Source organism: Pseudomonas oleovorans subsp. oleovorans (assembly GCF_002197815.1).
GTDB classification, from domain to species: domain Bacteria; phylum Pseudomonadota; class Gammaproteobacteria; order Pseudomonadales; family Pseudomonadaceae; genus Aquipseudomonas; species Aquipseudomonas oleovorans.
In genome coordinates this window covers 178,801-203,385 of the sequence record NZ_NIUB01000001.1, presented here as the reverse complement: position 1 = coordinate 203,385, position 24,585 = coordinate 178,801, and the positions used below count along the sequence as shown (strand labels likewise).

Sequence of the window (24,585 nt, the reverse complement as noted above, 5' to 3'; positions counted from 1 at the left end):
GAAGCAACGCCGCCTGGCGGGTTCGCCCGCCAGGCACCCAAATCGCGAGAAGAGGAAACGTTATGCGTCGTTCTACCCTGCTGGCCGGCCTGATCGCCGTTGCCATTGGTGTGTCTGTTGCCCAGGCCGCCGACCGTGTGGTCAAGGTCTACAACTGGTCCGACTATATTGCGCCGGACACCATCGCCGAGTTCGAGAAGGAAACCGGCATCAAGGTGGTGTATGACGTTTTCGATTCCAACGAAACCCTCGATGGCAAGCTGGCCACCGGCCAGAGCGGCTATGACGTGGTGGTGCCTACCAACCACTATCTGGCCAAGCAGGTGCGCGCCGGCACCTACCTGAAGCTGGATAAATCCAAGCTGCCCAATCTGGTCAATCTCGACCCGACCATCATGGAAAACCTGGCCGCGGGCGACCCCGGCAACGAATATTCGGTGCCCTACCTATGGGGCACCAACGGTATCGGCCTGAATGCCACCAAGGCCCGTGCCGTGCTCGGTGATGACGTCCCGTTGGATTCCTGGGCGCTGCTGTTCGACCCGCAATACGCCGAGAAACTCGCTTCCTGCGGTATCGCATTGCTCGACTCGGGCGACGAAGTGCTGCCGCAAACGGTCAACTACCTGGGCCTGTCGCCGCATACCACCAAGCGCGAAGACTACGAGAAGGCCTATGAGCAGCTGATGAAGGTGCGCCCTTACATCACCTATTTCCATAGCTCCAAATTCATCTCTGACCTGGCCAACGGCGAGATCTGTGCTGCCTTCGGTTATTCCGGCGATGTGCTGCAGGCCGCCGACCGCGCCGAAGAGGCCGGCCGCAGCGACGAGATCATCTACATCATTCCCAAGGAAGGCACCGCCATGTGGGCCGACCTGCTGGCGATTCCCAAGGACTCGAAGAACGTCGCCGAAGCCCACGAATTCATCAACTACCTGCTGCGCCCCGATGTGATCGCCAAGATCAGCAATTACGTGGCCTACGCCAACCCCAACCTCAAGGCCACCGAGCTGGTCGACGAGAGCGTGCGCGAGAACCCGGGCGTTTATCCCAGCGAGGAGGTCATGGCCAAACTCTACGTTGCTGAGGAGCGTACGCCCGAGGTGCAACGCTGGCTGACCCGCGACTGGACAAGAATCAAGAGCGGACGCTGATCGGCGGAAGATTTTCCTATAAAGTGCCGCGCCTTTTCGGGCGGCACACAATAACGAGGATGATACTGTGCGAGTTACCCTGCCCAAGTCTCTGATCGCCCTGGCGGCCTCCGCTGTCTGTGGTGTGGCCCTGGCCCAACCCAAGGTGCATATCTACAACTGGAGCGATTACATCGGCGAAGAGACGCTGGCCAAGTTCGAGGCGAAAACCGGCATCAAGCCGATCTATGACGTCTTCGACTCCAATGAAACCCTCGAAGGTAAACTGCTCGCTGGCCGCAGTGGCTACGATCTGGTGGTGCCGTCCAACCATTTCCTCGGCAAGCAGATTCGCGCCGGCGCCTTCCAGCCGCTCGACCGCAGCAAGCTGAGCAACTGGGACAACCTCGATCCGGCGCTGCTCAAGCAGCTGGAAACCAACGACCCCGGTAACCAGTATGCGGTGCCCTACCTGTGGGGCACCAACGGCATCGGCTACAACGTTGAGGAGGTCAAGGCCGCGCTCGGTGTCGAGGAGATCGATTCCTGGGCCGTGCTGTTCGAAGCCGAGAACATCAAGAAACTCAGCCAGTGCGGCGTCGCCTTCCTCGACTCCGGTGATGAAATGATTCCGGCCATGCTCAATTACCTTGGCCTGGACCCCAACAGCACCAACCCAGACGATTACGCCAAGGCCGAGGCCAAGCTGCTGGAAGTGCGTCCCTACGTCACCTACTTCCACAGCTCCAAGTACATCGGTGATCTGGCCAACGGCAACATCTGCGTGGCTGCCGGTTTCTCCGGCGACGTGCTGCAGGCTGCCGACCGTGCCGACGAGGCCGGCAAAGGCATCGAAATCGCCTACAGCATTCCCAAGGAAGGCGCGAACCTCTGGTTCGACATGATGGCCATCCCTGCCGACTCGGCCAATGCCGAGCAGGCGCATGCCTTCATCAACTTCCTCCTCGAGCCCGAGGTGATCGCCGAAGTCAGCGACTACGTCGGCTATGCCAACCCCAATACCAAGGCGGATGAATTCATGGATGAGGAGGTGCGCAACGACCCCTCCGTTTACCCGTCACAAGCGGTGCTGGACAAACTGTACATCTCCGCCGAGCTGCCGGTTCGCGTGCAGCGCCTGATGACTCGCACCTGGACCAAGGTCAAGTCGGGTCAGTAATCGTTCCTGCCCGGCCGCAGGGGTCGGGCACAATCTTCCGGGAGTTTTCCTAAATGGCTGTTGCCTCCAGCGCCTACAAAAAAGCCCTCGAGGGGGATCAGACACCGAAAGAGGTGCTGGTCAAGATCGATCGGGTGACCAAGAAGTTCGACGAGACCGTGGCCGTCGACGACGTCTCGTTGACCATCAACAAGGGCGAAATCTTTGCTCTGCTCGGTGGCTCCGGCTCCGGTAAATCCACGCTGCTGCGCATGCTTGCCGGCTTCGAGCGGCCCACCTCCGGGCGCATCATTCTCGATGGTGTCGATATCACCGACATGCCGCCCTATCAGCGGCCGATCAACATGATGTTCCAGTCCTACGCGCTGTTCCCGCACATGACCGTGGCGCAGAACATCGCCTTCGGTCTGCAGCAGGACAAGCTGCCCAAGGCCGAGATCGACGAGCGCGTGGCCGAGATGCTCAAGCTGGTACACATGACCCAGTACGCCAAGCGCAAGCCACACCAGCTCTCCGGTGGTCAGCGTCAGCGCGTGGCCCTGGCCCGCTCCCTGGCCAAACGCCCCAAGCTGCTGCTGCTCGACGAACCGATGGGCGCGCTGGACAAGAAGCTGCGTTCGCAGATGCAGCTGGAACTGGTGGAGATCATCGAGCGTGTCGGCGTGACCTGCGTGATGGTGACCCACGACCAGGAAGAGGCCATGACCATGGCCCAGCGCATCGCCATCATGCACCTGGGCTGGATCGCCCAGACCGGTAGCCCGATCGATATCTACGAGACGCCGACCAGCCGCCTGGTGTGTGAGTTCATCGGCAACGTCAACCTGTTCGACGGTCAGATCACCAGCGACGAGGCCGACCACGCGATCATCGACTGCCCGCATCTGGACAAGCCGATCTACATCGGCCACGGCGTCAGCACCCGCGCCGAGGACAAGAAGGTCAGCTACGCCCTGCGCCCAGAAAAACTGCTGATGGCCACCGCCTTGCCGGCCGACCACGAGCACCCCGAGTACAACTGGAGCCGTGGCCACGTGCACGACATCGCCTACCTCGGCGGTCACTCGGTGTACCACGTCAAGCTTACTTCCGGGCAGATCGTGCAGTGCTTCATCGCCAATGCCGAGCGCCGCGGCAAGCGCCCGACTTGGGACGATCCGGTAGTGGTGTACTGGGAAGACGACAGCGGCGTGGTACTGCAATCATGAAACCGAGCAAACTGGCGCGCTATCTGCCCACTGGGCGGCATGCCGTTATCGGCATACCCTTCCTCTGGCTGTTCATGTTCTTCCTGCTGCCCTTCATCATCGTGCTGAAGATCAGCTTCGCCGAAGCCGACGTGGCGATTCCGCCCTATACGGAAATCTACCAGTGGGCGGACAACAAGCTGACGCTGCTGTTGAATTTCGGCAACTACATCTTCCTCAGCGAAGATGCCCTGTACCTGTCGGCCTACCTGGGTTCGCTGCAGATCGCCTTCTTCAGCACCTTGCTCTGCCTGGTGATCGGCTACCCGATGGCCTATGCCATCGCGCGGGCGCCGAAAGAGCACCAGACGGTACTGCTGCTGCTGATCATGATGCCGACCTGGACTGCGATCCTGATCCGCGTCTATGCCTGGATGGGCATTCTCGGCAACAACGGCCTGCTCAACAGCCTGCTGATGGGTATTGGTCTGATCGATACGCCGCTGCAGATCCTCAACACCAACACCGCGGTCTATATTGGCATCGTCTATTCGTACCTGCCGTTCATGATCCTGCCGCTCTACGCCAACCTGGTGAAGCACGACCTCAGCCTGCTGGAGGCCGCCTCTGACCTGGGTTCGAGCAACTTCAACAACTTCTGGAAGATCACCGTGCCGCTGTCGAAGAACGGCATCATCGCCGGCTCCATGCTGGTGTTCATTCCGGTGGTTGGTGAATTCGTCATCCCCGAACTGCTCGGCGGCCCGGAGACCCTGATGATCGGCAAGGTGCTGTGGCAGGAGTTCTTCAACAACCGCGACTGGCCGGTGGCTTCCGCCCTGGCGGTGGTGATGCTGGCGATCCTGATCGTGCCCATCATCCTGTTCAACCGTAACCAAGCTAAAGAGCTGGAGGGCCGGCCATGACTGATCTAATCGCAATGAGCCCGTCATCCTGTTCAACCGGCTTTTTAACCAGACGCGTGGCTAAAGAGCTGGAGGGCCGGCCATGACTGATCTAATCGCAATGAGCCCGTCATCCTGTTCAACCGGCTTTTTAACCAGACGCGTGGCTAAAGAACTGGAGGGCCGCCCATGAAGCGTTTCAGTTTCTCCAGCATCATGCTCTGGGCTGGCCTGATCTTCATCTACCTGCCCATGGTCATCCTGGTCATCTACTCGTTCAACGCCTCGCGGCTGGTAACGGTGTGGGGCGGCTGGTCGGTGAAGTGGTACGTCGGTTTGCTCGACAACACCCAGCTGATGAACTCGGTGATGCGCTCGCTGGAAATTGCCTGCTACACCGCCATCGCGGCGGTGGCGCTGGGCACCCTGGCGGCCTTCGTGCTGACCCGCATCACCCACTTCAAGGGACGCACGCTGTTCGGTGGTCTGGTTACCGCGCCGCTGGTGATGCCGGAAGTGATCACCGGTCTGTCGCTGCTGCTGCTGTTCGTGCTGATGGCACAACTGATCGGTTGGCCGATGCAGCGCGGCATGACCACCATCTGGATCGCCCACACCACCTTCTGCTCGGCCTATGTGGCGGTGGTGGTGTCATCGCGTCTGCGTGAGCTGGACATGTCCATCGAAGAGGCGGCCATGGATCTGGGAGCGCGGCCGTGGAAGGTGTTCTTCCTGATCACCGTGCCGATGATCGCACCGTCGCTGGCAGCGGGCGCGATGATGTCCTTCGCCCTGTCGCTGGACGACCTGGTGCTGGCCAGCTTCGTCTCCGGTCCGGGTTCGACCACCCTGCCGATGGAGATCTTCTCCGCCGTGCGCCTGGGGGTTAAGCCGGAGATCAACGCGGTGGCCAGCCTGATCCTGCTGGCGGTGTCGTTCGCCACCTTCCTGGCCTGGTTCTTCGCCCATCGCGCTGAGGAAAAACGCAAGAAGGCCTTGCAGCAGGCCATGGACGAGACCACCAGTCCGTCCTGGCAGCAGGTCGTCGACAGCCGTCGCAGCACCAGCAGCAACTGAGCTTCTGGCTGAAAGCAAAAACGGGCCCCGCAAGTAATGCTGATCAGATAAGTTCGTCACCACCCCCTCCTACTTGCAGTAGAGGGGGCGCTTTTTGTAGGAGCCAGCTTGCTGGCGATGCTTTTTATGGCGGATCGCCGGCAAGCCGGCCCCTACAAAGATCGAGTGCAACGGCTTAACTGACAGGCATTAGCCCTGCGGGGCCCGTTTTTCATGGTGTCACTGATCGGGGCGTTGTGCAGCGATCTGTAGGAGCGGCTTCAGCCGCGATTGTTGTGCCTGCCCAGCCGCTATTTCACCAACGCCTTCCAGGCCTTGAGGCTGCTCACGATCTGCGTCTGAGTCGCACGCAGTTGGCGCTGCTCGTCGTCCAGCTCCTGCTGAGCCAGTTCGTACAGCTTGTTCAGCTCGCCATACAGGCGGTCGACCTCGGGCACTTCCAGCACCCCACGGGCCAGGCGCAGCCAGACCAGCAGGCGCTCCAGGCGCGGCATCTGCTCGGCCAGGTCCTCCGGCTGCTGCTGATAGCGGCGCAGCTGCAGGGCCGTGCCTTCTTCGCCCAGCAGGGTTGGCAGCCAGTTACCCAGTGCCGCGTTGCCCTGGCGATCGCCACGGCTGTTGCGTGCTTGCGTCCAGCTGCGTTGTAGCAACCAGTGCGACAGCTTCAGCGACAGCAGGCCCCAACGGCAGCCATCCAGCTCAGCGGCGAACAGTGCCGGCGCATTACGGCGCATGTTGTCGTCGTGCTGCCCGGCTGCCAGACGCGGGCGCCAGTCGTCGAGCAGGGCGTCGAGGGCTTCGCGCAGTTCGCGTGAGCTGGCGCGCGGTGCGGCCTGGCCGAGGCTGGCAAGCAGGGCGCGCAGATCGATCAGTTGCTCCAGCCATTGCTGCAACAGACTCCAGTGGCCGTTCCAGCGATATTGCTCGGCCAGGCGCTGGCTGGCGCCGAGCAGATGCCAGGCGAGGGCGGCAAAGGCGTCGTCCAGGCTCATCTCGGCGTTCAGCTCGGGGGGCGGCAGGCTCAGGCTGTAACTGCCGGCATCGAACAGGCGATAGCCACGTTCGGCCTTGCTGATGTCGCAGGGCATCAGCGGCAGTTCGGCAGCCAGTTCGCAGGCCAGCTCCAGCAGCGCGGCGGGTTCGCCCTGGCGCAGTTCCAGCTCCAGTTCGCAGATCTCTTCTTCACCTTCGCCGGCGATTACCTTGCCCAGGTCCAGCGCGGCTTCGATGACCACCTTGGCCTTGCCGCGACCCCAGGCGATCTCGGCCTTCTCGCGGACGAAATCAGTGGTGAACAGCGGTTGCAGGGTTTTCTTGTCCAGCTCGGCCAGGCTGGCCGGCCAGCAACTGTCGTCGAGCTTTTTCAGGTCGAGCTTGGCCTTGCTCAGGTACCAGTCCCACTCGTTGCGCTCGGACAGGCCGGCAATGCTCTGGCCGCGACTTTTCAGCGTCTGAATGAACTGCTCGCCGTCGCGGCGCAGGCGCAGCGCGACCTTGGCATGGGCCAGGTCGCGGTTCGGGGTGTCGTAGTACTGATTGAACAGCTCGCCGCGTTGCCAGCCGCTCTTGTTGCGTTTCTTCAGCAGCGGGTGCTCGCGCAGGGCGGCCAGGGTGGCGCGACTGGCACGCAGTTTGATTTCGGTTTCTTTGACCATGGTGGAGACTTGATCGCCCTTTTTTAAAAATGTGACAGACCGATGACACGCGCTGGCGAATGACGAAGTCGCTCCCTATACTTGCGACCTTCTCAAAACAGGGGCTTACCCTATGCCTATCAATCCCTTTGTCAGCCTGTTCGGCCGTTCACCCATCGGCCCCATGCAACAGCATATCGCCAAGGCTCACGAGTGCGCGGCGAACCTGGTGCCTTTCTTCGAAGCCATAATGGTCGAGGACTGGGCCAAGGTGGAACAGGTACAACAGGAGATGTCCCGGCTGGAGCACGAGGCCGACAAGCTGAAGAAAAGCGTGCGCCTGCACCTGCCCAAGAGCCTGTTCCTGCCGGTGCCGCGTTCGGACCTGCTCGAGCTGCTCAGTGTACAGGACAAAGTCGCCAACCGCGCCAAGGACATCGCTGGCCTGATGCTCGGCCGGCAGATGGCTATTCCACAGCCGTTGCAGCCGCTGATGCGCACCTATGTGCAGCGCAGCGTGGATGCCAGCGCTCAGGCGCTGAAGGCAATGAACGAATTGGACGAGCTGCTCGAGACCGGTTTCGCCGGCCGTGAAGCTGTACTTGTGGAAACCCTGATCGAGGAGCTCGGTTCGATCGAAAACGATACCGATCGCCTGCAGATCGAGGTGCGCCGCAACCTGTTCAAGCTGGAGCAGGATCTTCCTCCGGTCGATGTGATGTTCCTCTATCAGATCATCGACTGGATCGGCGATGTCGCCGATCGTGCCCAGCGAGTGGGCAACCGTCTGGAACAACTGCTGGCGCGCTAAGCGCCAGTGTCCTTTCTGGGATCTACGGAAACTAACTTATGTCTCTAATTGCGGACTACGGGCTGATTCTGCTCGTGCTTGCCTGCCTTTTCGGTTTTTTCATGGCCTGGGGTGTCGGGGCCAACGATGTAGCCAACGCCATGGGTACATCCGTTGGCTCGCGAGCATTGACCATCAAGCAGGCGATCATCATCGCCATGGTCTTCGAATTTGCCGGTGCCTACCTGGCCGGTGGTGAGGTGACCGAAACCATCAAGAATGGCATCGTCGATGCCAACATGATCAGCCCCAACCTGATGGTGCTGGGCATGATGTCGGCGCTGCTGGCTGCGGGAACCTGGCTGTTGGTCGCCTCGACGCGCGGCTGGCCGGTATCGACCACGCACACCATCGTTGGCGCAGTCATCGGCTTTGCCGCTGTGGGCGTATCCATGGATGCGGTGCACTGGGGCGGTGTCGGCCCCATCGTCGCCAGTTGGGTGGTCACGCCGATGCTGGCCGGGATCATCTCCTTCTGCCTGTTCGTCAGTGTGCAGAAGCTGATCATCGACACTGATAACCCCTTCCTGAATGCCAAGCGTTTCGTGCCGCTGTACATGTTCATTACCGGGTTCGTCATCTCGCTGATGACCATGACCAAGGGGCTCAAACACGTTGGTTTGAACCTCTCCAGTACCGAAGGCTTCATGCTGTCCATCGGTATCGGTGTGTTGGTGATGCTGATCGGTATCGCCCTGCTCAGTCGCATCCACGTCGATGTCGAGGCAGACAAGACTTTCCACTTCTCCAGTGTGGAGAAAGTGTTCGCGGTGCTGATGATCTTTACCGCCTGTGCCATGGCCTTTGCTCACGGCTCCAACGATGTGGCCAACGCCGTTGGCCCGCTGGCGGCTATCGTTGGCGTCATTCAGAGCGGCGGTGAGTTGGCGGCAGGTGAGAAGTCGATTGTGCCGGGCTGGATCCTGTTGCTGGGTGCGCTGGGTATCGTGGTCGGCCTGGCCACCTATGGCTACAAGGTGATCGCCACCATCGGCAAGGAAATCACCGAGCTGACGCCCAGCCGTGGCTTCGCTGCCGAGCTGGCGGCTGCCACCACCGTAGTCAGTGCCTCGGGCCTGGGGCTGCCGATTTCTACCACCCATACCCTGGTCGGCGCCATTCTCGGCGTTGGCCTGGCGCGCGGTATCGGTGCACTGAACCTGGGCATGATCGGCAAGATCTTCCTGTCCTGGATCATTACCTTACCGGCCGGTGCGATTCTGTCGATCATCTTCTTCTTCATCCTGCGCGCACTGTTCGGCGGAGTCTGATTCCGCCCTGGCGGTTTCCCCTGAGGTTGGATGCTCCTATTATGGAGCTCCGACCCAGGAGAGCGCCGATGCCCTTGCCGTCCTTCCGAGAGCAGTTCGCCGCGCTGATCGCAGCGCCCTCGGTGAGCTGCACCCAGCCCAATTGGGACCAGAGCAACGCGCCTGTCATCGAGCTGCTTGCCGCCTGGCTCGGTGATCTAGGTTTTACCTGCGAAACCCAGCAGATCGCCCCCGGCAAGTTCAACCTGCTCGCCAGTTATGGCTCCGGCCCTGGTGGTCTGGTGCTGGCTGGGCACAGCGATACCGTGCCCTTCGATGCGGCCCTGTGGCAGACCGATCCGCTCAAGCTGAGCGAAGTGGGCGACCGCTGGGTGGGCCTCGGCAGTTGCGACATGAAGGGCTTCTTCGTCCTGGCCATCGAGGCCGTGCGACCGCTGCTCGATCAGCCCTTCCAGCAGCCGCTGCTGATTCTCGCCACCTGTGACGAAGAAAGCTCGATGGCCGGCGCCCGTGCCTTGGCCGCTGCCGGCCGACCGCTTGGCCGGGCTGCAGTGATTGGCGAGCCGACAGGCCTCAAGCCCATACGCCTGCACAAGGGCGTGATGATGGAGCGCATCGATATTCTTGGGCAAAGTGGCCATTCCTCCAATCCAGCTCTTGGCCGCAGTGCGCTGGAGGCCATGCAGGATGTCATGGGTGAGCTGCGCGGCCTGCGTGCGCAATGGCAGCGTGAGTTCAACAACCCGCAATTCAGCGTGCCACAACCGACACTGAACCTTGGCTGCATTCACGGTGGCGACAACCCCAATCGTATCTGTGGCCAATGCGCCCTGGAGTTCGACCTGCGCCCGCTACCGGGCATGGATCCCGAGCAGTTGCGCGCAGCCATTCGTGGCAAGTTGCAGCCGCTGGCGCTCAAGCATCAGGTGCGTATCGATTACGGCCCGCTGTTCCCGGAAGTGCCACCCTTCGAGCAGCGCGCCGATGCCGAACTGGTGCGTCTGGCCGAGCGTCTGACCGGGCACACGGCCCAGGCAGTGGCATTCGGTACCGAAGCGCCTTATCTTCAGCAGCTTGGCTGCGAGACGCTGGTGCTCGGCCCCGGCGATATCGATTGTGCGCACCAGCCCGGGGAGCACCTGGAGCTGTCCCGCATCGAACCGACCGTGGCCATACTGCGCCAAATGATCCAACACTATTGCCTGACCCGGAGCGAAGACGTGCAGCGACGATGAGAGCCAGCCCCGAGCCCGCCCTATCGCTCATGGCGGGTTGTACCCGCCCTACGTCTGGACGCTAACGGGCATGCCCTCCCTCATCCGGCGCCTCGCGCCACCTTCTCCCGGAAGGAGAAGGGTATAAGGAGGACGTCGCTGCGCGACTTTCACGCTAACGGATCTCTACATGCACGACTACGTCAACTGGTTACGCCACGCATCGCCCTATATCAACGCCCATCGCGACTGCACCTTCGTGGTCATGCTGCCGGGCGAGGGTGTTGCCCACCCGAACTTCGCCAACATCGTTCACGATCTGGTGCTGTTGCACAGCCTCGGCGTGCGCCTGGTGCTGGTGCATGGCTCGCGTCCGCAGATCGAGGCGCGCCTGGCTGCCCGTGGCCTGACCCCGCATTACCATCGCGACCTGCGCATCACCGACGCACCGACCCTGGAATGCGTGATCGACGCCGTCGGCCAGTTGCGTATCGCCATCGAAGCGCGTCTGTCGATGGATATGGCTGCCTCGCCGATGCAGGGCTCACGCCTGCGCCTGACCAGCGGCAACTTCGTCACCGCGCGGCCGATCGGTGTGGTCGATGGCGTCGACTACCACCACACCGGCGAAGTACGGCGCATCGACCGCAAGGGCATCAATCGTCAGCTCGACGAGCGCAGCATCGTGCTGTTGTCGCCACTGGGTTATTCACCCACCGGGGAGATCTTCAACCTGGCCTGCGAGGACGTCGCTACCCGCGCGGCCATCGACCTGGGGGCGGACAAGCTGCTGCTGTTCGGCGCCGAGGATGGCCTGCTCGATGAAAACGGCAAGCTGGTGCGCGAACTGCGTCCGCAGCAGGTGCCAGCGCATCTGGCGCGCCTGGGCAGCAACTATCAGGGCGAGCTACTCGATGCCGCCGCCGAAGCCTGTCGCGGCGGCGTCAAGCGCAGCCATATCGTCAGTTATGCCACCGATGGTGCGCTGCTCAGCGAACTGTTCACCCGTACCGGTAACGGCACCCTGGTGGCGCAGGAGCAGTTCGAGTCCCTGCGCGAGGCGACCATCGAGGATGTCGGTGGTCTGATCGAGCTGATCAGCCCGCTGGAAGAGCAGGGCATTCTGGTGCGTCGTTCGCGCGAGGTACTGGAGCGCGAGATCGAGCAGTTCAGCATCGTCGAGCGCGAGGGGCTGATCATCGCCTGCGCGGCGCTCTATCCCATCGCCGATTCCGACTGCGGCGAACTGGCCTGCCTGGCGGTCAATCCCGATTACCGTCACGGTGGTCGTGGTGACGAATTGCTCAAGCGCATCGAGGCCAGGGCGCGGGCGCAGGGGATCAAGACCCTGTTCGTGCTCACCACCCGCACCGCCCACTGGTTCCGCGAACGCGGCTTCGAGCCGAGCAGCGTCGAGCGCATGCCCACCGCGCGGGCGTCGCTGTACAACTACCAACGCAACTCGAAGGTGTTCGAAAAGGCGTTGTAGGCGGAGCGAGAGCAGGCCGGAGCTGTAGGCGCGGATTTATCCGCGAGCTTCGCGGCTGAAGCCGCTCCTACGCTGGAGCGATGCGGGAGGCCAAGGCCGAGCATGTAGCCGCGACGGGTTCACCGCTCGCGGCTAAAGCCTCTCCCACAATGCGTTCAGAGTGTCAGGCGCTGTGCTGCTGCAGGCGCATCTGCTCGAAGCCGTCGTCCCAGCCGGCCTCCCAGGCCGCAGCGGGGATTTCGTCAGGGTAGGGCTGGCGGGTCCTGGGTTGGTCAGTAAGGCCGGCCATATAACCTTGCTGGTAGGCCTTGGTCAGGCTTTCCAGGCTCCATTGCGGCGTGGCGTCATCGGCCATGGGCGCTGCTCGTCTATCGTCCTTTACCCGGCAATGCTAGCTGGCCGGGCGGCCAGGGGAGTGGCCGCCCATCCTGGCTTTTGCTCCGCTGGTTGGCTTTGTGACGCAGTCGACGGTTCTTCGCCCTACACGGCCAAAGCCAGAATGCTCGCCTGGTAGGCCGCGACGAAAGCATCGAAATCACCCTCGGGCTGCGCTTCAAGCTCCGCCTGCGCGGCCAGCGAGTCGTGCGCGGCCTGTTCGAAAGCCTTCTGCTGCTGTGGGCTGAGCGGCTGAGCGCGGAAGTACTCGGCGTGACGCAGGCTCTGCTGCAGGGCGAACTCGGTAAAGCTCTTGCCCTGACGCAGAAGCGCCAGTACCTGTGTCGATGGCGTCATTTCCACATCCGCGACCTTGGCTTGCTGCTGCGCCAACGCCTCGATATGCGCGCTGCTGCCTTGGCTGCGATCAAGCAGTTCGGCCAATGGCAGGATGCGTTCGAGCAGTTCGCTGGCCCAGACTTTGAGTTCTACCTGCTGGCTACCTTTCTGCAGGTGCAGGCCGGGACGCCGCCCCTCCTTGACCACCTTGAGGAAGTTGCTGGTGCAACTGCTGCACTCGCCGTTTTCCAGTAGCGGGCTGTCTTCCAGTGCGCAGAACAGCAGGAAGGCGTCGATGAAGCGCGCCTGCGCCACATCGATGCCCAGCGGCAGGAAGGGGTTGATGTCCAGGCAGCGCACTTCCACGTACTGCACGCCACGGCTCATCAGCGCCTGGATCGGGCGCTCGCCGCTGTAAGTGACGCGTTTCGGGCGGATACTCGAGTAGTACTCGTTCTCGATCTGCAGGATGTTGGTATTGAGTTGCAGCCACTCGTCGCCACGCTTGGTGCCGATCTCGACATAGGCCGGGTAGGGCGTGCTGACTGCCAGACGCAGGCTGTCGGTGTAGCTGGCCAGGTCGTTGTAGCAGGGGGTCAGGCCGGACTGTGCGCTGCTCTGGTAACCCAGGTCGCTCATGCGCAGGCTGGTGGCGTAGGGCAGGTACAGGGTGCTGGCGTCCAGTTCCTGAAGGTGGTGCGGACGGCCACGCATGAAGCCCTTGTCCAGCGCCGGCGAGGCACCGAACAGGTACATCAGCAGCCAGCTGTAGCGACGGAAGTTGCGGATCAATGCGATATAGCGCGCCGACTGATAGTCACGCGCACTCTGCTCGCTGCCTTCGCTTTGCTGTTGCAACTGCCACAGCCCCTCGGGCAGGGAGAAGTTGTAGTGAATGCCGGCGATGCACTGCATGGTCTTGCCGTAACGCAGCGCCAGACCCTTGCGATACACGTACTTGAGACGGCCAATGTTGGAGCTGCCGTAGCGGGCGATGGGAATGGTCTCCTCGTCCGGCAGGGCGCAGGGCATCGACGGGCTCCACAGCAGTTCGCCATCGAGCTTGTCGTAGGCGAAGCGGTGGATGCTGTCCAGTTCGGCGAGGGTGGCGGCTGGATCATTGGCGGTGCCGGTGATGAACTCCAGCAGCGACTCGGAGTAGTCGGTGGTGATCTGCGCATGGGTCAGTGCCGAGCCCAGCGCCTGCGGGTGCGGGGTCAGGGCCAGCTGGCCGTCGTGATTGACGCGCAGGCATTCGCGCTCGATGCCGTGCAGACACTCACCCAGCAGGGACAGGTTGGCCGGCTCGCCGAGCTGAGCCAGGCGGCGGGAGAGAAGATCGCTCAAGATGCAATTCCTAACTGGGCAGTCGTCTTAATATGGGGGTCGTCCCTGCACTCTGCAAGGGGCAAACGGTTTCCCAGATTAGACCAGAGCGCAGGCGATTACACGCAGGCGAAGGTGCCTTGCGCCTTGGCGACCAGCTTGTCGCCCTGCAGCACTTCGGCTTCCACCACCTGGGTACGGCGACCGGCGTGTAGCACCTTGGCATGGCACAGCACGCTGCCTTCGGATACCGGGCGGATGTAGTTGATCTTGCACTCCAGGGTCACGCTGCTCGGGCCGCCATCGCCCAGGCTATGGCTGGCCTGGCCCATGGCGGTGTCGATCAGCGAGAACAGCGCACCGCCGTGCAGCTTGCCGTGCAGGTTGCGCAGCTCGTCGGTGAGGGTCAGGCGCACGCGCGCCTCGCCGCCGCCGACCTGGAGAATTTCCAGGCCGAGCAGGCGGGAAAAGGCGCTGCTGGCGCCTACGTTGTCGGTGTTGTCGGTCATATTCATTTCTTCAACTGCTTGGCGTTGGCGAACAGGGCGGCCATGCCGCCGGTGGCAGGTGCCGGTTTGTCCTGGCTGGAATGGCGTTCACTGCGTGGGCCATTGCCGCCGCGGTTGCCAGCGCGTGACTGGCCGCCACGCGCGCCCTCGACTTTCTCGCCGGGGGTGTCGCCCATGCGCATGGACAGGGCGATACGGCTACGCGGTATGTCCACTTCCATCACCTTGACCTTGACCACGTCGCCGGCCTTGACCGCCTCGTGCGGGTCCTTGATGAACTTCTCCGACAGCGCGCTGATGTGCACCAGGCCGTCCTGATGCACGCCGATATCGACGAAGGCGCCGAAGTTGGTGACGTTGGTCACCACGCCTTCGAGCACCATGCCCAGCTTGAGGTCATTGAGGGTTTCCACGCCTTCCTGGAACTCGGCGGTCTTGAACTCCGGGCGCGGGTCGCGGCCGGGCTTGTCCAGCTCCTTGAGAATGTCGCCGACGGTGACCAGGCCGAAGCGCTCATCGGTGAACTTGGCCGGATCGAGGCGCTTGAGGAATCCCGAGTCGCCGATCAGCGAGCGGATGTCGCGGCCGGTGTCCTGGGCGATGCGCTCGACCAGCGGGTAGGTTTCCGGGTGCACCGCGGAGGCGTCCAGCGGGTTGTCGCCGTTCATCACGCGGAGGAAGCCGGCGGCCTGTTCGAAGGTCTTCTCGCCCAGGCGCGGCACCTTCTTCAGCTCGGCGCGGGTCTTGAACGCACCGTTCTGGTCGCGGTGGGCGACGATATTCTGCGCCAGGGTCGCATTCAGCCCGGAGATGCGTGCCAGCAGGGCGGCAGAGGCGGTGTTGACGTCCACGCCGACGGCGTTCACGCAGTCCTCGACCACGGCGTCCAGGCTGCGCGCCAGCTTGAGCTGCGACACGTCGTGCTGATACTGGCCGACGCCGATGGATTTCGGGTCGATCTTCACCAACTCGGCCAGCGGGTCCTGCAGGCGGCGGGCGATGGATACGGCGCCGCGCAGGGACACGTCGAGATCGGGGAATTCGCGGGCGGCCAGCTCCGAGGCCGAGTACACCGAGGCGCCGGCCTCGGAGACCATTACCTTGGTCAGCTTCAAGCCCGGCACCTTCTTGATCAGCTCGGCGGCCAGCTTGTCGGTCTCGCGGCTGGCGGTGCCGTTGCCGATGGAGATCAGGTCGACGCCGTGCTTGGCGCAGAGCTTGGCGAGGATGGCCAGGGTGCCGTCCCAGTCGTTGCGCGGCGCGTGCGGGTAGACGGTGGCGGTTTCCAGCACCTTGCCGGTGGCATCGACCACGGCGACCTTGCAGCCGGTGCGCAGGCCCGGGTCGAGCGCCAGGGTGGCACGCGGGCCGGCCGGGGCGGCCAGCAGCAGGTCGTGCAGGTTGCGGGCGAACACGGCAATCGCCTCGTCCTCGGCCTTCTCGCGCAGCTCGCCGAGCAGGTCGGTTTCCAGGTGGTTGTACAGTTTGACCTTCCAGGTCCAGCGCACCACCTCGGCCAGCCACTTGTCGGCGGCACGGCCTTGTGCGCTGATGCCGAAGCGCTCGCCGATCATCAACTCGCACGGATGCATGGCGCCGGGCAGCTCTTCGCCGACCTTCAGGCTGGCGCTGAGAATGCCTTCGTTACGCCCGCGGAAGATCGCCAGCGCACGGTGCGACGGCACGCCCTTGAGCAGCTCGTCATGCTCGAAGTAATCGCTGAACTTGGCGCCTTCGTTTTCCTTGCCCGGCACCAGGCGGGCGCTGAGGGTGGCGTTGTCCTTGAGGAAGCTGCGCAGCTTGTCGAGCAGCGCGGCGTCTTCGGCGAAGCGCTCCATGAGAATGTACTTGGCACCTTCGAGCACGGCCTTGACGTCGGCGAAGCCCTTCTCGGCGTCGATGAAGCGCTCGGCTTCCTGCTCCGGAGTCAGGCTCGGATCGTTGAACAGCGCATCGGCCAGCTCGCCGAGGCCAGCTTCCAGGGCAATCTGGCCCTTGGTGCGGCGCTTCTGCTTGTACGGCAGGTACAGGTCTTCGAGACGGGTCTTGGTGTCGGCCAGGTCGATCTCGCGCTTGAGCTCGGGCGTCAGCTTGCCCTGTTCCTCGATGCTGGCGAGGATCGCCACGCGGCGCTCGTCCAGCTCGCGCAGGTAGCGCAGGCGCTCTTCCAGGTGGCGCAACTGGGTGTCATCGAGACTGCCGGTCACTTCTTTACGGTAACGGGCGATGAAGGGCACGGTGGAGCCTTCATCGAGCAGGGCCACGGCGGCGGCAACCTGTTGCGGGCGCACGCCCAGTTCATCGGCGATGCGGTTGTTGATGCTGTCCATATAAAAACTACCCACTGAAGCGACAGGGCGGCCGCAAAGATGCTGGCCAGACACGAAAACGGCGCATTATAAACACCGCATTCGCGAGCGCTGCGAACCGTTGGGGAAAAATCTGCTAACAATGGCTAGAGCGCCCACCCATGCGCCTGAGCGATAATGCCGCCACTTGCCGTCCTCAGTACGGCTGTCCAAGGAGACGCCATGACCCAGTCCGCTGCCCCTGTCGCCGAAGGCGAGAAGATCCTCATCGTCGATGACGACGCCCGTCTGCGCCGCTTGCTCGAGCGCTTCTTCGATGAGCAGGGCTACCGGGTTCGCGCAGTGGAAAACGTCGAGCAGATGGATCGTCTGCTGGCGCGCGAACTGTTCAATCTGGTGGTGCTGGACCTGATGTTGCCGGGCGAAGACGGTCTCTCTGCTTGCCGCCGCTTGCGTGAAGCCGGCAACCAGATGCCGATTATCATGCTCACCGCCAAGGGCGATGAGTCCAGTCGTATCCAGGGCCTGGAGCTGGGCGCCGACGATTACCTGGCCAAGCCCTTCAACCCTCGCGAACTGCTGGCGCGGATCAAGGCCGTACTGCGCCGTCAGGCACCGGTGGTACCGGGCGCGCCGGGCACCGAAGACGAAAGTGTGACCTTCGGTGAGTACGAGCTGTCGCTGGCCACCCGCGAGCTGAAGAAGGGCGATGAGGTGCACATGCTCACCACCGGCGAATTCGCCGTGCTCAAGGCGCTGGTGCAGCACGCGCGCGAGCCGCTGACCCGCGACAAGCTGATGAACCTGGCCCGTGGCCGCGAGTGGGATGCGCTGGAGCGTTCCATCGACGTGCAGATCAGCCGCCTGCGTCGCCTGATCGAGCCGGACCCGTCCAAGCCGCGCTATATCCAGACTGTCTGGGGTGTGGGCTACGTGTTCGTGCCCGACGGTAACAAGTGACATGTAGGAGCGGGCGTTGCTCGCGAAAACGTTGTTTCGAATCGCGAGCTGTGCTCGCTCCTACGGTTGTGTATTGATGAAAGCCCCCTACTGGTTCCCGCAAAGCTTCTTCGCCCGCACCCTCTGGCTGGTGCTCGTGGTCGTACTGTTCTCCAAGGCGCTGACTCTGGTGTACCTGATGATGAACGAGGACGTGCTGGTCGACCGCCAGTACAGCCACGGTGCGGCGTTGACCTTGCGCGCCTACTGGGCGGCCAACCCCGAGGATCGCGACCGCATCGCCCAGGCCGCCGGGCTCAAGCGCATCCCGCGCGACAAGGTGCCGGCCAGTGAGCAGCACTGGCCCTACAGCGAGATCTTCCAGCGGCAGATGCAGACCGAGCTCGGCCCCGATACCGAAACCCGCGTGCGTGCGACCACGCCGCCAGCGCTGTGGGTGCGGGCGCCGAGTCTCGGCGATGGCTGGGTGCGGGTGCCGATGTACCCGCACCCGCTGCGCGGTCAGCGGATCTGGAGCGTGCTCGGCTGGTTCCTCGGCATCGGCCTGCTGTCCACCGCAGCGGCCTGGATCTTCGTGCGTCAGCTCAATGCGCCGCTCAAGCGTCTGGTATTCGCTGCCCGCCAGCTTGGCCAGGGACGCAGCGTCAGGCTGCCGGTGAGTGATACGCCGAGCGAGATGACCGAGGTCTATCGTGCCTTCAACCAGATGGCCGAGGATGTCGAGCAGGCTGCCCGCGAGCGTGAGCTGATGCTGGCTGGCGTCTCGCATGACCTGCGCACGCCGCTGACGCGCCTGCGTCTGGCCCTGGAGTTCATGGAAAACGACACCGAACTGACCGATGACATGGTGCGCGATATCGAGGACATGGACGCCATTCTCGATCAGTTCCTCGCCTTCATCCGTGATGGTCGCGGCGAGCCGGTGGAGGAAGCCGACTTCCCCGAGCTGGTGCGTGAAACCCTGGCACCCTATAACCAGGGCAACGAGCGTGTGCGCCTGTGCCTGGAAGCGATTCCACCGTTTCCGCTGCGTCGGGTATCGATCAAGCGGCTGCTCACCAATCTGGTGGAGAACGCCCTCAATCACGGTGGTGGCGATGCCGTCGAGGTGGTAGCCAGCCTGGCAGGTGATCACAGCGCGCCCTATGTGGTGTTGAGCGTGCTGGACCGCGGCAATGGTATCGATCCGGCCGAGCTCGACAGCATCTTCAACCCCTTCATTCGCGGCGACAGGGCGCGTGGTGGGCGCGGCACCGGCCTCGGTTTGGCCATCGTCAAGCGTATCGCGGCGCTGCATGGCGGCAGCGTCGAGTTGCGCAATCGCAGTGGTGGCGGCCTGGAGGCGCGGGTGCGTTTGCCGCTTGGCCTGCTCTTGCCGCGCGACGCGGTATAGCCGAACGTTCAATTACCGCGCTCGAGTGCTGGCGATATGCTGTCAGGCATTCGGGCGCCGCTCTATGCCCTGCCGGAAACCGCAGCCGTTGCCCTGGGCTGGTGGCTGTTACGGCGCCAGCCTTTCGATCCTGGCCTGAACTGCTGCGGTTCTTGGCCTTCGCGGTGTTGCTGCCGAGTGCCTTGGTAGCGTTCGGCTTGCAGGGCACTCTTTGCCTGACGGGGTTTCAGGGCAGTGGACGCAGGGCGGTCTGGCGATCTGGTTGAGCAACACCACCAATATGCTGCCCTGACGGCACCCTGGCTGGCGCTCTGTACGCCGTTGCTGCATGCGCGTGGCTGGCTCCGCGAGCCTGAGCATCAGTCGCTCGCCAGGCGGCTGGCTGTTAGCGACGGACGCATTTGTCCTGCTGATGCTGCTCAGTGCCCGTCTGCCGACGCAGCTCGTCCTGCTCCTGCTGGGCCTGAGCATGTTGGTTCTGGCGCTGCACCACGCCTTTGCCGGGGCGTTGTACGGCGTGCTGCTGGTGTGCGCCGTCACGCTGCCGCTGGCGCTGTGGCGCGACAGTCCGGGCTTTGGCGAGCTGGATGTGCAGCGCAACCAGTTGGACTTCACGGTCGTGCTGCTGATGCTGGCGACTCTGCTGGTCGGGCGTGCGCTGGGCGATCTGCGTCAGGCGCTGGCGCGCAGCGCGCAGATGCAGCAGCAACTGGCCCGGGCCAACCTGGCGATGGAGGCCAGCCCCCTGGGCATGACCATTGCCGGCGCGCGCCAGGCCGATCTGCCGCTGGTCTACTGCAACGCCGCCTTCAGCCAGATCACCGGGTACAGCGCCGAGGAGGCGCTGGGGCGCAATTGTCGTTTCCTGCTCGGAGATGAGCGTACCCAGCCGGCGTTGCAGGCGCTGCGTAATGCCCAGCGTGACGGACGCAGCGGGCATGCCATCGGCAACATGCAACAGCTCAAGGCACAGGGCGTGCGCTTCGCCATCGACGATTTTGGTGCCGGCTACTCGTCGCTGACCTACCTCAAGCGCCTGCCGCTGGATCGTCTGAAGATCGACCGCAGCTTCGTCGCCGATCTGGATGGCGCTGCGAGCGGGCGCATGCTGGTGCAGACCATCCTGATGATCGCGCGCAACCTGGAGCTGGAGTGCGTGGCCGAAGGCATCGAGCACGACAGCCAGTTGGCGTTCCTGCGCGAGCAGCACTGCACCCTCGGCCAGGGTTACCTGTTTGGCCAGTCGATGAGCGAGAGGGCGTTTCTCACCTGGCTGCAGGCGCGGCAGCGCTGAGTGTTTTCAGCAGCAGGGCGCGCTCATCCGCGTCCCTTGGTGCGGGTCTGGCCGTGCTCGGCGTTCTTTTCCAGGTACTGGATGATCATCCCGGCGACGTCCTTGCCGGTGGTGGTCTCGATGCCTTCCAGGCCGGGCGAGGAGTTCACTTCCATCACCAGCGGGCCATGGTTGGAGCGCAAGATGTCCACCCCGGCGACGTTCAGGCCCATCACGCGGGCAGCACGGACAGCGGTCATGCGCTCTTCCGGGGTGATCTTAATCAGGCTGGCGCTGCCGCCGCGATGCAGGTTGGAGCGGAACTCGCCGGCCTTGGCCTGGCGCTTCATGGCTGCGATCACCTTGTCGCCGACCACGAAGCAGCGAATGTCGGCGCCACCGGCCTCGTGGATGTATTCCTGGACCATGATGTCCTGCTTGAGGCCGAGGAAGGCCTCGATCACCGACTCGGCCGCCTTGTGCGTTTCGGCCAGCACCACGCCCATGCCCTGGGTACCTTCCAGCACCTTGATCACCAGCGGCGCGCCACCCACCATCTGGATCAGGTCGGGAATGTCGTCGGGGGAGTGGGCGAAGCCGGTCACCGGCAGGCCGATGCCCTTGCGCGACAACAGTTGCAAAGCGCGCAGCTTGTCGCGCGAGCGGCTGATGGCCACCGACTCGTTGAGCGGGTAGACGCCCATCATCTCGAACTGGCGCAACACCGCGCAGCCATAAAAAGTCACCGAAGCCCCGATACGCGGGATCACGGCATCGAAGCCCTCAAGCGCCTGGCCACGATAGTGGATCTGCGGTTTGTGGCTGGCGATGTTCATGTAGGCGCGCAGGGTATCGATCACCACCATTTCATGGCCCCGCTGCTGGCCGGCCTCCACCAGACGGCGGGTGGAATACAGGCGCGGGTTGCGCGACAGCACGGCGATCTTCATTGGGCACCTGGAAGGGCAGAGGAAAGTGAGGGTTTGTCCTGCACATAGCTGAGTGCCGGATTGACTAGTAGTTGGCCGGTGATCAGCGCCTTGGAGCCAAGTAGTACGCGATAACGCATGGTCTTGCGGCAGGCCAGGGTGAATTCCACCGGCCACAGCAGATCACCGAGGGCCAGGTGCGTGCGGATCACGTAGCGGCTCTGTGCCTGGCCGTTGGAGCTCTTGATGCGCTTGACCGAGACCAGTGGCGCCTCGCAACGGTGGCGGCGCTGCACCTGAGTGCCGAGGTAGGCGGTGAAACGCACCCAGTCCTCGCCGTCCTTCTGGAACGGCTGGATGTCGCTGGCGTGCAGGCTCGAGGTGCTGGCGCCGGTGTCGATCTTGGCACGCAGGCCGATGATGCCGAGCTCTGGCAGATTGATCCACTCACGTAGGCCGATCACGCTGAGCTGGTCGAAAGTCTTCAAGGTGAGAGTGTCCCCTGCGGCCGACAAAGCCTATGATTTCGCGCATTCTAGTTGCGTCGTGTGACAACTGCATCTGCCGTGCGTGCGAATACCAGAACCCTTCAGAGAGTGAGATGAGCGAAAAAGACGACGACAAGATCCGCCTGGACAAATGGCTGTGGGCGGCACGCTTCTTCAAGACGCGCGCCCTGTGCAAGGCCGCTATAGAAGGTGGCAAGGTCCATCATCGTGGCGAGCGCTGCAAGCCGGGCAAGGAACCGAAGATCGGCGACGAATACGTGCTGCGCACCGGTTTCGATGAACGCACCGTGGTCGTGCTGGCGCTATCCAGCGTCCGTCGCGGCGCGCCCGAGGCCCAACTGCTGTACCGCGAGACGGAAGAAAGTATCGCGCGCCGCGAGCAGGCTGCGGCGATGCGCAAGGCTGGCGCGGTGGGTATGCAGACCGATGGTCGGCCGAGCAAGAAGCAGCGCCGGCAGATCCATCAGTTCAACGAACAGCAGGAAGGTGGTCTGCGCCACCCCTGGGCGGATGAGGATTAGGCGCAAGCCTGTTGGAGCGAGCTCTGCTCGCGAATGCGAACGACGGTAAAGCTTCGCGAGCAGAGCTCGCTCCCACTTTCTCGTTCAACGTCCGCTGACGATGCTCATGCGGCCCAGCAGTGGCAGTTTGGCCAGGCGTGAGGTGATCGGCAGGGTAATCTTCTCCAGCCATTCGCTGGCGTGATAACCCAGTGGGGTGTAGCAGCTCCAGGCCAGGGCCAGCAGGCTGAGGAATACGCCGCCGACAAAGGCATCCGCCCCCCAGTGAGCACCGGCCACCAGGCGCGGCAGGATGCCGGTCACGGTAATGGCCCAGACCAGCAGCAGACGCCAGCCGCGGGCAAAGAAGCTCATGAAATAAGCCCAGATCAGCAGCACCGAGGCGTGGTCGCCGGGGAAGCTGCGGCGGGCGCTGTCCTTCAGGTCCCAGCGTTCTTCCCAGGCCGGGAACATCTCGGTCAGGCGCGCGCTGCCTTCTACTACCAGAGAAGGGCTGGCGTGCTGCCAGCCCATGTATTCGACCAGGTCGGCGAACAGCACGCGCATCAGCAGCATCACGATCAGGGCGACCAGAAAAGCGAACAGCGCCCGGCGTACCTGCGGCCCGGTGAATACCAGATCGGCCTTGAGCATGACCGCCAGCATCACCACGCCGACACCAGCATCGACCGGGCGCATGCTGCCGATGGCCCAGATATGGGCCCACAGGCCGCCGGCATGGACCGGGTCGTTGAGCAGTTTGAACAGCCACACATCGAAGACATTCCAAAGCTCGCGCGTGGGCTGCCACAGCCAACTGACGAGCAGCACGACGGCCACGACATGGCAGACCAGCATGGCGCGTGGTTGCCAGTGACGATTGATGAACGTGCTCGACATGGGAAATCCCTTTGCAGTTTTATGACAGGCCTGACCTCAGGCGCGTGGATGATAGGCAGTGCTCGTATAGCGGGTGGACTGTAGAGACTGGCATTCTGACCTCAGGCGCGCGGATGATAGGCAGTGCTGGCGCCTAAACAAGGGCGGCAGCACAGTCGTTCAGCCAAGGTTCAGGGGGCGATGGCGGGACGTGACCGACTGCACATGATGTTCGGGCCTTGGTTGTGCTGGCGTTTGTGCATAAAATCGCCAGCCTTTTATAGACCCTGGGCCAGCCGCCATGAACGACTTCAGTCAACGCTTTCTCTTCGACGACACCGACGTGCGAGGCGAAATGGTCGCGTTGCGCGAAAGTTACGCTCATGTGCTGGCCAAGCACGCCTACCCGCAGCCAGTGGCGCAACTGCTCGGCGAGATGATGGCCGCCGCCGCCTTGCTGGTCGGCACCCTCAAGTTCGACGGCCTGCTGGTACTGCAGGCGCGTTCCGACGGCCCGCTGTCGCTGCTGATGGTCGAATGCTCCAGCGCTCGTGAGCTGCGCGGCATTGCCCGCTATGACGCCGAGCAGATCGGCGCCGATGCCGACCTGCAGAGTCTGATGCCCAATGGCGTGTTGGCCATTACCATCGACCCGACCCGGGGCCAGCGTTACCAGGGCATCGTCGATTTGGATGGCGTCGACCTGGCCGAGTGCCTGTCCAACTACTTCGCCAGCTCCGAACAGCTGCCGACCCGCTTCTGGCTCAAGGCCGACGGCCAGCGCGCGCGCGGCCTGCTGCTGCAGCAACTGCCGCCGCACCATCAGACCGAAGCGGAAGAACGCGCCGAGAGCTGGAACCACGTACTGACCCTGGCCGACACACTGACTGCCGAAGAGCTGCTCGGCCTGGACAACCCGACCCTGCTGCATCGCCTCTACCATGAAGAGAACGTGCGCCTGTTCGACGAGCAGCCGCTGCAATTCCGCTGCAGCTGCTCGCGTGAGCGCTCGGCCAGTGCCCTGGTCAGCCTCGGCCAGGCCGATGCCGAACTGCTGCTGGCCGAGCAGGGTGGCAGCGTGGTGATCGATTGTCAGTTCTGCAACGAGCGCTACGCCTTCGACGCCGCCGACATTGCCCAGCTGTTCGCCGGTGCCGGTAGCGAGGCACCGTCGCAGACGCGGCATTGATGAGCTTTTCTAAACGATAGCCGTTCTCTATCAGATCGGAGGCTGCCAAGCAGTTCGCTTTTCTGGCATACTCCCGCGACTTTTTTACCGTGTAGTGCAGTTGCCCCTGTACTACACAACGTTCGGAAGACTCGGCCAGCGGCCGACGGGGA

General features: G+C 63.2%; 21 protein-coding genes and 1 pseudogene. 14 read left to right on the top strand and 8 right to left on the bottom strand.

Annotated features, from left to right (window positions below; genetic code table 11):
- Positions 1–62: 62 nt before the first annotated feature.
- The 5 genes from PSOLE_RS00910 (at position 63) to PSOLE_RS00890 (ending at position 5,485) form a co-directional block, all read left to right on the top strand.
- Positions 63–1,157: a polyamine ABC transporter substrate-binding protein gene (locus tag PSOLE_RS00910; RefSeq protein WP_074855161.1), complete on the top strand. Its 1,095-nt coding sequence runs from the start codon at positions 63–65 to the stop codon at positions 1,155–1,157.
- Between the two features lie 67 nt (positions 1,158–1,224).
- Positions 1,225–2,316 carry a polyamine ABC transporter substrate-binding protein gene (locus PSOLE_RS00905; protein ID WP_074855162.1) on the top strand — a complete coding sequence of 364 codons (1,092 nt, stop codon included), beginning with the start codon at positions 1,225–1,227 and terminating at the stop codon, positions 2,314–2,316.
- A 53-nt stretch (positions 2,317–2,369) separates the two neighbouring features.
- Positions 2,370–3,524 (top strand): polyamine ABC transporter ATP-binding protein, encoded by a 1,155-nt coding sequence (gene potA, locus PSOLE_RS00900; RefSeq protein WP_074855163.1) that lies wholly within the window; start codon positions 2,370–2,372, stop codon positions 3,522–3,524.
- Entirely contained in the window at positions 3,521–4,429 is a 909-nt protein-coding gene (locus tag PSOLE_RS00895; protein ID WP_074855164.1) for an ABC transporter permease subunit, read from the top strand. Before potA ends, PSOLE_RS00895 begins: the two co-directional genes overlap by 4 nt.
- Positions 4,430–4,597: 168 nt before the next feature.
- Entirely contained in the window at positions 4,598–5,485 is an 888-nt protein-coding gene (locus tag PSOLE_RS00890; RefSeq protein ID WP_003458697.1) for an ABC transporter permease subunit, read from the top strand.
- Positions 5,486–5,775: 290 nt separating this feature from the next.
- Here PSOLE_RS00890 and PSOLE_RS00885 read toward each other — a convergent pair whose 3' ends face one another.
- Positions 5,776–7,140: a CYTH domain-containing protein gene (locus PSOLE_RS00885; RefSeq protein WP_003458699.1), complete on the bottom strand. Its 1,365-nt coding sequence runs from the start codon at positions 7,138–7,140 to the stop codon at positions 5,776–5,778.
- Positions 7,141–7,252: 112 nt separating this feature from the next.
- Here PSOLE_RS00885 and PSOLE_RS00880 point away from each other — a divergent pair, with 112 nt between their 5' ends.
- The 4 genes from PSOLE_RS00880 to argA all read left to right on the top strand — a co-directional run bounded on the left by PSOLE_RS00880 (position 7,253) and on the right by argA (position 11,943).
- Positions 7,253–7,930, top strand: coding sequence for a TIGR00153 family protein (locus PSOLE_RS00880; protein WP_074855165.1), 678 nt, complete (start codon positions 7,253–7,255; stop codon positions 7,928–7,930).
- A gap of 38 nt (positions 7,931–7,968) precedes the next feature.
- Positions 7,969–9,240: an inorganic phosphate transporter gene (locus tag PSOLE_RS00875; RefSeq protein ID WP_074855166.1), complete on the top strand. Its 1,272-nt coding sequence runs from the start codon at positions 7,969–7,971 to the stop codon at positions 9,238–9,240.
- Between the two features lie 68 nt (positions 9,241–9,308).
- A complete protein-coding gene (argE, locus tag PSOLE_RS00870; protein ID WP_074855167.1) occupies positions 9,309–10,475 on the top strand; it encodes an acetylornithine deacetylase in 1,167 nt (388 codons plus the stop codon).
- Between the two features lie 169 nt (positions 10,476–10,644).
- Entirely contained in the window at positions 10,645–11,943 is a 1,299-nt protein-coding gene (gene argA / locus PSOLE_RS00865) for an amino-acid N-acetyltransferase (protein ID WP_003458705.1), read from the top strand.
- 163 nt (positions 11,944–12,106) lie between these two features.
- Here argA and rmf read toward each other — a convergent pair whose 3' ends face one another.
- From rmf to PSOLE_RS00845, 4 genes are all read right to left on the bottom strand, one after another.
- A complete protein-coding gene (gene rmf / locus PSOLE_RS00860; protein ID WP_003458706.1) occupies positions 12,107–12,298 on the bottom strand; it encodes a ribosome modulation factor in 192 nt (63 codons plus the stop codon).
- Positions 12,299–12,423: 125 nt separating this feature from the next.
- A complete protein-coding gene (gene gshA, locus PSOLE_RS00855; RefSeq protein WP_074855168.1) occupies positions 12,424–14,004 on the bottom strand; it encodes a glutamate--cysteine ligase in 1,581 nt (526 codons plus the stop codon).
- 98 nt (positions 14,005–14,102) lie between these two features.
- The gene (locus PSOLE_RS00850) at positions 14,103–14,498 is read right to left on the bottom strand and encodes a PaaI family thioesterase (protein ID WP_003458708.1); all 396 of its coding nucleotides are present in this window, start codon (positions 14,496–14,498) and stop codon (positions 14,103–14,105) included.
- Entirely contained in the window at positions 14,495–16,822 is a 2,328-nt protein-coding gene (locus PSOLE_RS00845; protein WP_074855169.1) for a Tex family protein, read from the bottom strand. Before PSOLE_RS00845 ends, PSOLE_RS00850 begins: the two co-directional genes overlap by 4 nt.
- 201 nt (positions 16,823–17,023) lie before the next feature.
- On the opposite strand from PSOLE_RS00845, the gene ompR reads away from it, so the two are divergent.
- The 3 genes and pseudogenes from ompR to PSOLE_RS24885 all read left to right on the top strand — a co-directional run.
- Positions 17,024–17,761 (top strand): osmolarity response regulator transcription factor OmpR, encoded by a 738-nt coding sequence (gene ompR / locus PSOLE_RS00840; protein ID WP_074855170.1) that lies wholly within the window; start codon positions 17,024–17,026, stop codon positions 17,759–17,761.
- A gap of 76 nt (positions 17,762–17,837) precedes the next feature.
- On the top strand, positions 17,838–19,154 hold the full coding sequence (locus PSOLE_RS00835) for an ATP-binding protein (RefSeq protein WP_074855171.1): 1,317 nt from the start codon (positions 17,838–17,840) through the stop codon (positions 19,152–19,154).
- 54 nt (positions 19,155–19,208) lie between these two features.
- A pseudogene (locus tag PSOLE_RS24885) lies at positions 19,209–20,448 on the top strand (EAL domain-containing protein); the annotation flags it as partial.
- Between the two features lie 23 nt (positions 20,449–20,471).
- On the opposite strand, the gene rimK reads toward PSOLE_RS24885, so the two are convergent.
- Positions 20,472–21,377, bottom strand: coding sequence for a 30S ribosomal protein S6--L-glutamate ligase (gene rimK / locus PSOLE_RS00825; protein ID WP_074855172.1), 906 nt, complete (start codon positions 21,375–21,377; stop codon positions 20,472–20,474).
- Positions 21,374–21,844, bottom strand: coding sequence for a retropepsin-like aspartic endopeptidase RimB (gene rimB / locus PSOLE_RS00820; RefSeq protein ID WP_074855173.1), 471 nt, complete (start codon positions 21,842–21,844; stop codon positions 21,374–21,376). The genes rimK and rimB overlap by 4 nt, the downstream gene beginning before the upstream one ends.
- Before the next feature lie 113 nt (positions 21,845–21,957).
- On the opposite strand from rimB, the gene PSOLE_RS00815 reads away from it, so the two are divergent.
- Positions 21,958–22,386 carry an RNA-binding S4 domain-containing protein gene (locus PSOLE_RS00815; protein WP_017678397.1) on the top strand — a complete coding sequence of 143 codons (429 nt, stop codon included), beginning with the start codon at positions 21,958–21,960 and terminating at the stop codon, positions 22,384–22,386.
- An 84-nt stretch (positions 22,387–22,470) separates the two neighbouring features.
- Here the strand turns inward: PSOLE_RS00815 and PSOLE_RS00810 are convergent, their stop codons facing one another.
- The gene (locus PSOLE_RS00810) at positions 22,471–23,265 is read right to left on the bottom strand and encodes a phosphatase PAP2 family protein (RefSeq protein ID WP_074855174.1); all 795 of its coding nucleotides are present in this window, start codon (positions 23,263–23,265) and stop codon (positions 22,471–22,473) included.
- A 280-nt stretch (positions 23,266–23,545) separates the two neighbouring features.
- Here PSOLE_RS00810 and hslO point away from each other — a divergent pair, with 280 nt between their 5' ends.
- On the top strand, positions 23,546–24,433 hold the full coding sequence (gene hslO, locus PSOLE_RS00805) for an Hsp33 family molecular chaperone HslO (RefSeq protein ID WP_074855175.1): 888 nt from the start codon (positions 23,546–23,548) through the stop codon (positions 24,431–24,433).
- Positions 24,434–24,585 lie beyond the last annotated feature (152 nt).

Bases quoted from the DNA above. Each gene is read 5' to 3' on its own strand.
- PSOLE_RS00910 (WP_074855161.1), top strand. From the start codon at position 63: ATGCGTCGTTCTACCCTGCTGGCCGGCCTGATCGCCGTTGCCATTGGT.
- potA (WP_074855163.1), top strand. From the start codon at position 2,370: ATGGCTGTTGCCTCCAGCGCCTACAAAAAAGCCCTCGAGGGGGATCAG.
- PSOLE_RS00895 (WP_074855164.1), top strand. From the start codon at position 3,521: ATGAAACCGAGCAAACTGGCGCGCTATCTGCCCACTGGGCGGCATGCC.
- PSOLE_RS00890 (WP_003458697.1), top strand. From the start codon at position 4,598: ATGAAGCGTTTCAGTTTCTCCAGCATCATGCTCTGGGCTGGCCTGATC.
- PSOLE_RS00885 (WP_003458699.1), bottom strand. From the start codon at position 7,140: ATGGTCAAAGAAACCGAAATCAAACTGCGTGCCAGTCGCGCCACCCTG.
- PSOLE_RS00880 (WP_074855165.1), top strand. From the start codon at position 7,253: ATGCCTATCAATCCCTTTGTCAGCCTGTTCGGCCGTTCACCCATCGGC.
- PSOLE_RS00875 (WP_074855166.1), top strand. From the start codon at position 7,969: ATGTCTCTAATTGCGGACTACGGGCTGATTCTGCTCGTGCTTGCCTGC.
- argE (WP_074855167.1), top strand. From the start codon at position 9,309: ATGCCCTTGCCGTCCTTCCGAGAGCAGTTCGCCGCGCTGATCGCAGCG.
- argA (WP_003458705.1), top strand. From the start codon at position 10,645: ATGCACGACTACGTCAACTGGTTACGCCACGCATCGCCCTATATCAAC.
- rmf (WP_003458706.1), bottom strand. From the start codon at position 12,298: ATGGCCGATGACGCCACGCCGCAATGGAGCCTGGAAAGCCTGACCAAG.
- PSOLE_RS00850 (WP_003458708.1), bottom strand. From the start codon at position 14,498: ATGAATATGACCGACAACACCGACAACGTAGGCGCCAGCAGCGCCTTT.
- PSOLE_RS00845 (WP_074855169.1), bottom strand. From the start codon at position 16,822: ATGGACAGCATCAACAACCGCATCGCCGATGAACTGGGCGTGCGCCCG.
- ompR (WP_074855170.1), top strand. From the start codon at position 17,024: ATGACCCAGTCCGCTGCCCCTGTCGCCGAAGGCGAGAAGATCCTCATC.
- PSOLE_RS00835 (WP_074855171.1), top strand. From the start codon at position 17,838: ATGAAAGCCCCCTACTGGTTCCCGCAAAGCTTCTTCGCCCGCACCCTC.
- rimK (WP_074855172.1), bottom strand. From the start codon at position 21,377: ATGAAGATCGCCGTGCTGTCGCGCAACCCGCGCCTGTATTCCACCCGC.
- PSOLE_RS00815 (WP_017678397.1), top strand. From the start codon at position 21,958: ATGAGCGAAAAAGACGACGACAAGATCCGCCTGGACAAATGGCTGTGG.
- PSOLE_RS00810 (WP_074855174.1), bottom strand. From the start codon at position 23,265: ATGTCGAGCACGTTCATCAATCGTCACTGGCAACCACGCGCCATGCTG.
- hslO (WP_074855175.1), top strand. From the start codon at position 23,546: ATGAACGACTTCAGTCAACGCTTTCTCTTCGACGACACCGACGTGCGA.